The following is a 7,435-nucleotide window of genomic DNA, read 5'->3' on the forward strand; positions in this document are numbered from 1 at the left end:
CTTCCGACCACGGGGTCACATGGCTCAGCTCGCCTTCCGCTTCATCGACGTGACCGTGGTCGCCATGATCTTCACCGTCCTGATCGGCGGCTGATCAGACCTCGTCGACGCCGCCCGGGTTGCGCGAGCGCGACTGCAGCCACATCACGCCCAGCAGGTCGGAGACCGAGACCCACAGCCGGCCGAGGTTGGTGTACTTGGAGACGCCCGTCTCGCGGTTCCTGTGGTGGACCGGCTGGAAGGCGGTCCGGTAGCCCTCGCGCAGCATGAGGGCCGGCAGGTAGCGGTGGATGTGGTCGAAGTAGGGAAGCCGCAGGAAGGCCTCGCGCCGGAAGGCCTTCAGCCCGCAGCCGGTGTCGTTGGCGGTGTCCTTGAGCAGCCGCTTGCGCACGCCGTTGCCGACCTTCGAGGCGACCTTCTTGGCGCGGCTGTCCTGGCGCTTCACCCGCTCGCCGCCGACCAGGGCGAGTTCCGGCGGACCCGCCAGCAGGGCGTCCGCCAGCTTCGGCGCGTCTGCCGGATCGTTCTGGCCGTCGCCGTCCAGGGTGACGATCACCTCGCCACGGGCCGCCAGGATGCCGGTGCGGATCGAGCGGCTCTGGCCCGAGTTCTTGCGGTGGGCCAGGACGCGCAACTGCGGGATCTCGGCCCGCAGCGCCGCCAGCGCCGCCCGGGTGCCGTCGCGGCTGGCGTCGTCGACGAAGATCATCTCGTAGTCGCGGCCCGCGAAGGCGGCGGCGATCTCGCGGGCCAGGGCCGGCGCCGCGCCCTCCTCGTCGAAGACGGGGACCACCACGGAGATCTGGGGCGCTTGAGCCATGGCCCTCCCTTAGCCGAAAAGGGGCGCTTCGTAAGGATCATGCTATCAGGGCCAAATGACGCTCGAAGGTGAACTGGCGCGCTGGAGCCGCGGCTGGCGCGCGCCGGCCGTGGCCGCCCTGATCGCCTTCCTGGCCGGCCTGCCCGGCGTCTTCGCCATGCCGCCGCTGGACCGCGACGAGTCGCGTTTCGCCCAGGCCACCGCCCAGATGCTGGAGACCGGCGACTACGTGGTCATCCGCTTCCAGGACCAGCCTCGGTTCAAGAAGCCGGTGGGCATCCACTGGATGCAGGCTGCCAGCGTGTCCCTGTTCTCAAGTCCCGAGGCGCGGCAGATCTGGGCCTACCGGATCCCCTCGCTGCTGGGCGCGATGCTGGCGGCGGCGGCCTGCGCCTGGGGCGCGGCGGCGTTCTTCGGCTCGCCAGCCGGGCTGCTGGCCGGGGCCATGCTGGGCACGACGTTCCTGCTCTCCACCGAGGCCTTCATCGCCAAGACCGACGCCATGCTGTGCGGCATGACCGTGCTGGCGCTGGCGGCGCTGGCCAGGCTCTACGCAGAGGCCAGGGATGGGCCGCCGGCCGGCAAGCGCGCGACCCTGCTGTTCTGGCTGGGCGTCGCCTTCGCCACCCTGATCAAGGGCCCGGTGGGGCCGCTGATCGTCGGCCTGACCATCCTGGCCCTGGTGCTGCTGGACCGGCGGCCGGCGTGGCTCGCAAGGCTCAACTGGTACTGGGGCCTGCTGCTCGTCCTGCTGATCGTCGGGCCCTGGGCGGGGGCGGTGACGGTCGCCACCGACGGCGGCTTCTGGGTCACCGCGCTGGCCGGCGACCTCGCGCCGAAGCTGGCCGGCGGCCAGGAGACCCACGGCGCGCCGCCCGGCTACCACACCCTGCTCGCCCCGCTGCTCACCTTCCCCATGACCCTGCTGCTGCCAGCGGCCGCCGTGGTCGCCTGGCGCCGGCGGCGAGAACCCGGGGTGAAGTTCGCGGTGGCCTGGTTCGTACCCGGCTTCCTGTTCTTCGAACTGCTGCCCACCAAGCTCGTCCACTATCCGCTGCTGACCTACGGCGCGCTGGCCTGGCTGGCGGCGGCCGCGCTGATGGAGCCGCTGGGGGCGCGGGTCCGCTGGGCCGGCGCGGCGCTCGCGGTGTTCGCCGGCCTCGCCCTGGCCGGCGGCGCCGTCTATCTGCTGTCGGAGTACGGCGATCCCTCGGACCTCACCGCCGGAGCCCTGACGGCCGTGCTGCTCGCAGCGGCGGGCCTCGTCGGCGGCTACATGCTGGTGCGCCAGGCGCCGAGGGGCGCCTGGGTCGCCGCGGCGGGACTGGGGGTGCTCGGCCACGCCGCCCTGGCGGCCGGGCTTGCGCCGCGGCTCGACCCGCTGTGGCTGTCGGACCGGACCGAGCACGCGCTGGCCGCCGCGCGCCTGCTGCCGCGCCAGGGGATCGCCGAGGCGCCGGTGGCGGTGGCCGGCTACGCCGAGCCCAGCCTGGTGTTCGCGCTCGGCACGCCCACCGAGCTCGACGACGCCGAGGAGGCCGCCGTCGCCATCGCCGAGGGGCGGCCGGCCGTCGTCGAGGCCCGGCAGGAGGCCGCCTTCCGCCGGGCGCTGGCCGGCCACGGCGTGCAGGCCCGGCTGGTCCGCGAGATCCGGGGCTTGGACTATTCCAACGGCGATGAGATGACCTTGCGCGTCTACCAGTCCGCCGGGAGGAGCCCGCGATGAGCCGCCGCATCGAGATCGTGGAAGTGGGCCCGCGCGACGGCCTGCAGAACGAGAAGACCATTCTGGACGTCGACCAGAAGCTGGAGCTGATCCGCCGTCTGGAGGCCGCGGGCGCCCGGCGGATGGAGGTGGTCTCGTTCGTCAATCCGAGGCGGGTGCCGCAGATGGCGGGCGCCGAGGAGATCATGGCCGCCCTGCCCCGCGAGCCGGGCAGGAGCCGCATCGGCCTCGTCCTCAACCAGAAGGGCTGGGAGCGCTGCGTGGCGGCCGGCTGCGACGAGGCCAATGTGGTGGTCTGCGCCAGCGACGGCTTCGGCATCCGCAACCAGGGCGCCTCGGTGGCCGAGCAGGTCGAGACGCTCAGGGCCATCATGGCGGTGCGCAAGAAGGAAGAGCCGCCGGTCACGGTGACCATTTCGGTGGCCTTCGGTTGTCCGTTCGACGGCGAGGTGCCCGAGGACCGGGTCGTCGAGATCGTCTCGGCCGCCGCCGACCTGCGCGTGCCCGAGATCGCGCTCGCCGACACCATCGGGGTGGCCGACCCCTGGACCGTGCGGCGCCGGATCGAGGCCGCCCGCAAGGCGGCGCCGAACGCCAGGCTCCGGATGCACTTCCACGACACCCGCAACACGGGCCTGGCCAACGCCTTCGCCAGCGTCGAGGCGGGCGTGGACGTGCTGGACGCCAGCGTCGGCGGGCTGGGCGGCTGTCCGTTCGCGCCGAACGCCACGGGCAACATCGGCACCGAGGACCTGGTCTACATGCTGGAGCGCGCCGGCTTCGAGACCGGCTACGACCTCGACCGGCTGATCGGCATCGGCGCCTGGGTCTCGGACCTGCTCGGCAAGTCGGTGGCCTCGTCGGTCGGCCGCGCCGGCGGCTTCCCGTTCAAGCGCGAGGACGCGGCCTAGGCCCGGCCCTTCAGGCGCCACATGAGGGGCCGGGCCAGGGCGGCGACGATGACCAGGGGGGTGAGGGCGAAGGCGAGCGCGCGCTCGCCGAGGCCCTGGGCCCGCTTGTGGAAGTAGCGGGCGAGGCCGACGCCCTTGTGGAACTCGACCTTCAATGGGCTGGTCTGGCTGGTGTGGCCCAGGTGGACCACCTCGGCCCTGGGGTGGAACAGCACGAGGCCGCCCTGCTCGCGGACCCGCCAGCAGAGGTCCACGTCCTCCACGTGCAGGAAGTACTTCTCGTCGAAGCCGCCGACGGCGTCGAAGTCCTCGCGGCGCATGCAGAAGCAGGCGCCGGAGATGGTCGGCACGGGGGTGATCTGGTCGGGGGCGGCGTCGCCCTCCCAGTGGACCTCGTAGCGCCGGAAGGCCGGCACGCGCTGGGCCAGCCTCGACAGCGACATCAGCGCGCTGACCGGCGTGATGTCGCCGCGCCGCGCGCCGCGCTGCTCGGTGCGGTCGGCGTTCAGGACCCGGCCGCCGACAATGCAGGGCACCGGCCGGCCCTCGATCTCGCGGACCAGCTCGCCGATGCAGCCCGGCTGCAGAAAGGCGTCGGGATTGAGGAAGACCAGCACCTCGCCCTTGGCGGCCCGCGCGCCCAGGTTGGCGCCGCGGGCGAAGCCGACGTTGCCGTGACCCGAGATGAGGCGCACGCGCCGGTCGCGGGCGGCCACGGCGCGGAGCCTCGCCGACTCGTCGCCGGTGGAGCCGTTGTCCACGATGACGAACTCGCCGACCTGGGGGTCGGCGAGCACGCAGGCCAGGCTCTCCTCGAGCGCCTCACCGGTCATGTAGACGACCATCACCACCGCGACGCTGCGGGCGGGCCGCAGGTCGGTCGGCACGGGCGCAGGCTCTACAGCGACGATCGGTGCGGCGACGCCGTTCATCCAGCCTCCTTCGCCCCGATTTCCCCGGGCGCGGACTGCCCCCCGAAGCCCCGGCCAAGATCGGGCGGACTCGCCTGCAAGGCAAGCATGTTCGCCGCCTCATCCAGAGCGAGAATCTCCTGACGGTCCGAACCGAGGCGCCGCAGGGCCACCTTGCCCTCCTCCGCCTCGCGCCGGCCAACCACGGCGATCACCGGCACCTTGGCGAGGCTGTGCTCCCGAACCTTGTAGTTGATCTTCTCGTTCCGCAGGTCCGTCTCGACCCGCAGGCCGCGCGCGCGGAGCTGCTCGGCGGCCTTCAGCGCGAAGTCGTCGGCGTCGGAGGTGATCGTCGCCACCACCACCTGGGTCGGGGCGAGCCACAGCGGGAAGGCCCCCGCGTAGTTCTCGATCATCACCCCGATGAACCGCTCCATGGAGCCGCAGATGGCGCGGTGGAGCATCACCGGCCGCTGCTTGGAGCCGTCCTCGGCCACGTACTCGGCGTCCAGCCGCTCGGGAAGCACGTAGTCGAGCTGCAGCGTGCCGCACTGCCAGGTGCGGCCGATGGCGTCCTTCAGGTGGAACTCGAGCTTCGGACCGTAGAAGGCGCCCTCGTTCGGAAGCAGCTCCACCTCCGGGATGCCGGCCGCCTTGGCCGCGCGCTCCAGCTTGGCCTCGGCCTCGTCCCAGACCTCGTCCGTGCCGAAGCGCAGCTCGGGCCGGAGCGCGAGCTTCACCGCGTGCAGCTCGAGGCCGCAGTCGCGGTAGACCTGCTCCAGCAGCCGGATGAACTTCGTGGACTCTTCCTCGATCTGGTCCTCGCGGCAGAAGATGTGCGCGTCGTCCTGGGTGAAGGCGCGCACGCGGAAGATGCCGTGCAGGGCGCCCGACGGCTCGTAGCGATGGCAGGAGCCGAACTCGGCCATGCGCAGCGGCAGGTCGCGGTAGCTCTTCTGGCCGTGGTTGAAGATCTGCACGTGGCCCGGGCAGTTCATCGGCTTGACGGCCAGGACCTCGCCTTCCTCCGTCTCGCACGTGAACATGTTCTTGCCGAACTTCTCCCAGTGGCCGGACTTCTCCCACAGGACCCGGTCCATGATCTGGGGCGCCTTGACCTCCACGTAGCCGTCGGCGTCGAGCATCCGGCGCATGTAGGACTCCACCGTCCGGTAGAGCGTCCAGCCCTTGGGGTGCCAGAAGATCATCCCCTTGGCCTCTTCCTGCATGTGGAAGAGGTCCATGGCCCGGCCGATCTTGCGGTGGTCGCGCTTCTCGGCCTCCTCGATGCGCGTGATGTAGGCCTCGAGCTCGGCCTCGGTGGCCCAGGCCGTGCCGTAGATCCGCTGCAGCATCGGGTTGCGGTGGTCGCCGCGCCAGTAGGCGCCCGCCAGCTTGGTCAGCTTGAAGGCCTTGCCGGCCGCCTTGGTGGACGGCAGGTGGGGGCCGCGGCAGAGGTCCTTCCACTGGCCCTGCTTGTAGATCGTGATCTTCTCGCCCGCCGGGATGCTCTCGATGATCTGGGCCTTGTACTCCTCGCCGATCTCGCGGAAGTGCCGGATCGCCTCGTCGCGGTCCCACTCCTCGCGGCGGATCGGCTCGTCGCGGTCGACGATCTCCTTCATCCGCTGCTCGATCCTGGCGAGATCGTCGAGGCTGAACGGCTCCTCCCGGGCGAAGTCGTAGTAGAAGCCGTCCTCGATCGCCGGGCCGATGGTCACCTGGGTGCCGGGGAACAGCTCCTGCACCGCCTCGGCCAGGATGTGGCTGACGTCGTGGCGGATCGTCTCCAGGGCCTCGGGGTTCTCGCGCGTGACGATCTCGAAGCGGCCGCCCTTCTCGAGCGGGCGGTCGAGGTCGAGCAGCTCGCCGTCGAGCTTCACCAGCACCGCCTTCTTCTCCAGCGACTTGGAGATGCCGGCGGCGATGGACCGCCCCGTGACGCCGTCTTCGAACTGGCGCTGGGAGCCGTCGGGGAAAATCAGGTCGATCATGTCTTCAACGTGTTCCGGGTCGGGGGCGGCGGCGGGTCGTAGCCCGCCGGGCCCCAGGGATGACAGCGGCAGACCCGGCGCGCGCCCAGCCAGGCGCCGCGCCAGGGGCCGTGGCTGATCAGGGCCTGCGCCGTGTATTCCGAACAGGTCGGAAGGAACCGGCACTGCCGCCCGATCAGCGGCGAAAGCGTCAGCTTGTAGGCGCGCAGCGCGCCCCTGACGCACCTCTCGTAGAAAGTCATGCCGGCTACGGGATGGAGGACTTGGCGTCGCGCGGGGTCTACGCCCCGCTCACGAGAGGATCAAGCCGCGCCGGCGGGGCTAGTTCGCGCCGTCGCCTGGCGGACGGCCTCGCAGGTCGCCTCGAACGCCAGCAGCGTCGAGGCGTGACGGGCCGGGTAGTCCTTCACGGGCGCGAGCATCTCAAGATCCGAAAAGCGTCCAACGGGCGGCGAACCACCGTCTTTCAGCATAGCACGGAATTGGTCGCGGGCCATTTCCAGTTCGGGCAGGGTGGCGCCGACCACATGGGCGCCGAGCACCGAGGCCGCCGCCTGGCCAAGCGCGCAGGCCTTCACCTCCTGGGCGAAGTCGGCGACCGCGCCGTCCTCGACCTTCACGTCCACCAGCACCCGGCTGCCGCACAGCTTGGCCACCTTCTCGACGCTGGCGTCGGGCGCGTCGAGCCGGCCCACCCGCGGCAGGTTGGCCGCGAGCCTGAGCAGCTTCGCCGAGTAGAGGTCGTCGATCATGGGCGGATAGGTCGGGGTTCGGCGGGCGCATGTCAAACGGCGGGGCGTACGGCGGGCGGCCGGGACGGCGAGGAACCTCGGAACACGCGGAAGGCGCGGAGGGGGACGCGCCAAAGTCGCTCCCCCGTCGGGGGAGCTGTCGGCGGAGCCGACGGAGGGGGCTGAACCTAGCGTCTGGCGGACCCCGCCGACCCTTCGGGCCACCTCCCCCGCGGGGGAAGGACTGGGAGAGGGACTGGGGCGGGGGCGGAGGCTGAGGGCTGGGACTAGCTGGAGTCCGCCGTGGCCGGTTCGGTCTCGCGGCGCTCGCGGATCTCGTAG

At 71.5% G+C, this 7,435-nt stretch carries 7 protein-coding genes; 2 read left to right on the forward strand and 5 right to left on the reverse strand.

Features of this window, described 5'->3' with window-relative positions:
* Positions 1–94: 94 nt before the first annotated feature.
* A complete protein-coding gene (locus ACE3Q8_RS08845; protein ID WP_374469902.1) occupies positions 95–820 on the reverse strand; it encodes a glycosyltransferase family 2 protein in 726 nt (241 codons plus the stop codon).
* A 55-nt stretch (positions 821–875) separates the two neighbouring features.
* Between ACE3Q8_RS08845 and ACE3Q8_RS08850 the strand changes: the two genes are divergently transcribed.
* Positions 876–2,546: an ArnT family glycosyltransferase gene (locus ACE3Q8_RS08850; protein ID WP_374469903.1), complete on the forward strand. Its 1,671-nt coding sequence runs from the start codon at positions 876–878 to the stop codon at positions 2,544–2,546.
* Positions 2,543–3,457 (forward strand): hydroxymethylglutaryl-CoA lyase, encoded by a 915-nt coding sequence (locus ACE3Q8_RS08855; RefSeq protein ID WP_374469904.1) that lies wholly within the window; start codon positions 2,543–2,545, stop codon positions 3,455–3,457. The genes ACE3Q8_RS08850 and ACE3Q8_RS08855 overlap by 4 nt, the downstream gene beginning before the upstream one ends.
* Here the strand turns inward: ACE3Q8_RS08855 and ACE3Q8_RS08860 are convergent.
* From ACE3Q8_RS08860 to ACE3Q8_RS08875, 4 genes are read right to left on the reverse strand one after another with little or no spacing between them, the layout of a single operon-like run.
* Entirely contained in the window at positions 3,454–4,389 is a 936-nt protein-coding gene (locus ACE3Q8_RS08860; RefSeq protein WP_374469905.1) for a glycosyltransferase family 2 protein, read from the reverse strand. The two genes, ACE3Q8_RS08855 and ACE3Q8_RS08860, sit on opposite strands and share 4 nt — an antisense overlap.
* The gene (thrS, locus tag ACE3Q8_RS08865) at positions 4,386–6,362 is read right to left on the reverse strand and encodes a threonine--tRNA ligase (protein WP_374469906.1); all 1,977 of its coding nucleotides are present in this window, start codon (positions 6,360–6,362) and stop codon (positions 4,386–4,388) included. Before thrS ends, ACE3Q8_RS08860 begins: the two co-directional genes overlap by 4 nt.
* Entirely contained in the window at positions 6,359–6,604 is a 246-nt protein-coding gene (gene yidD / locus ACE3Q8_RS08870) for a membrane protein insertion efficiency factor YidD (RefSeq protein ID WP_374469907.1), read from the reverse strand. The genes thrS and yidD overlap by 4 nt, the downstream gene beginning before the upstream one ends.
* A gap of 60 nt (positions 6,605–6,664) precedes the next feature.
* On the reverse strand, positions 6,665–7,114 hold the full coding sequence (locus ACE3Q8_RS08875) for an iron-sulfur cluster assembly scaffold protein (protein ID WP_374469908.1): 450 nt from the start codon (positions 7,112–7,114) through the stop codon (positions 6,665–6,667).
* Positions 7,115–7,435: the final 321 nt, after the last annotated feature.

This window comes from Phenylobacterium sp., from assembly GCF_041913825.1.
GTDB lineage: Bacteria > Pseudomonadota > Alphaproteobacteria > Caulobacterales > Caulobacteraceae > Phenylobacterium.

Coding starts and splice junctions, on each gene's coding strand:
- ACE3Q8_RS08845 (WP_374469902.1), bottom strand. CDS start 820: ATGGCTCAAGCGCCCCAGATCTCCGTGGTGGTCCCCGTCTTCGACGAG.
- ACE3Q8_RS08850 (WP_374469903.1), top strand. CDS start 876: ATGACGCTCGAAGGTGAACTGGCGCGCTGGAGCCGCGGCTGGCGCGCG.
- ACE3Q8_RS08855 (WP_374469904.1), top strand. CDS start 2,543: ATGAGCCGCCGCATCGAGATCGTGGAAGTGGGCCCGCGCGACGGCCTG.
- ACE3Q8_RS08860 (WP_374469905.1), bottom strand. CDS start 4,389: ATGAACGGCGTCGCCGCACCGATCGTCGCTGTAGAGCCTGCGCCCGTG.
- thrS (WP_374469906.1), bottom strand. CDS start 6,362: ATGATCGACCTGATTTTCCCCGACGGCTCCCAGCGCCAGTTCGAAGAC.
- yidD (WP_374469907.1), bottom strand. CDS start 6,604: ATGACTTTCTACGAGAGGTGCGTCAGGGGCGCGCTGCGCGCCTACAAG.
- ACE3Q8_RS08875 (WP_374469908.1), bottom strand. CDS start 7,114: ATGATCGACGACCTCTACTCGGCGAAGCTGCTCAGGCTCGCGGCCAAC.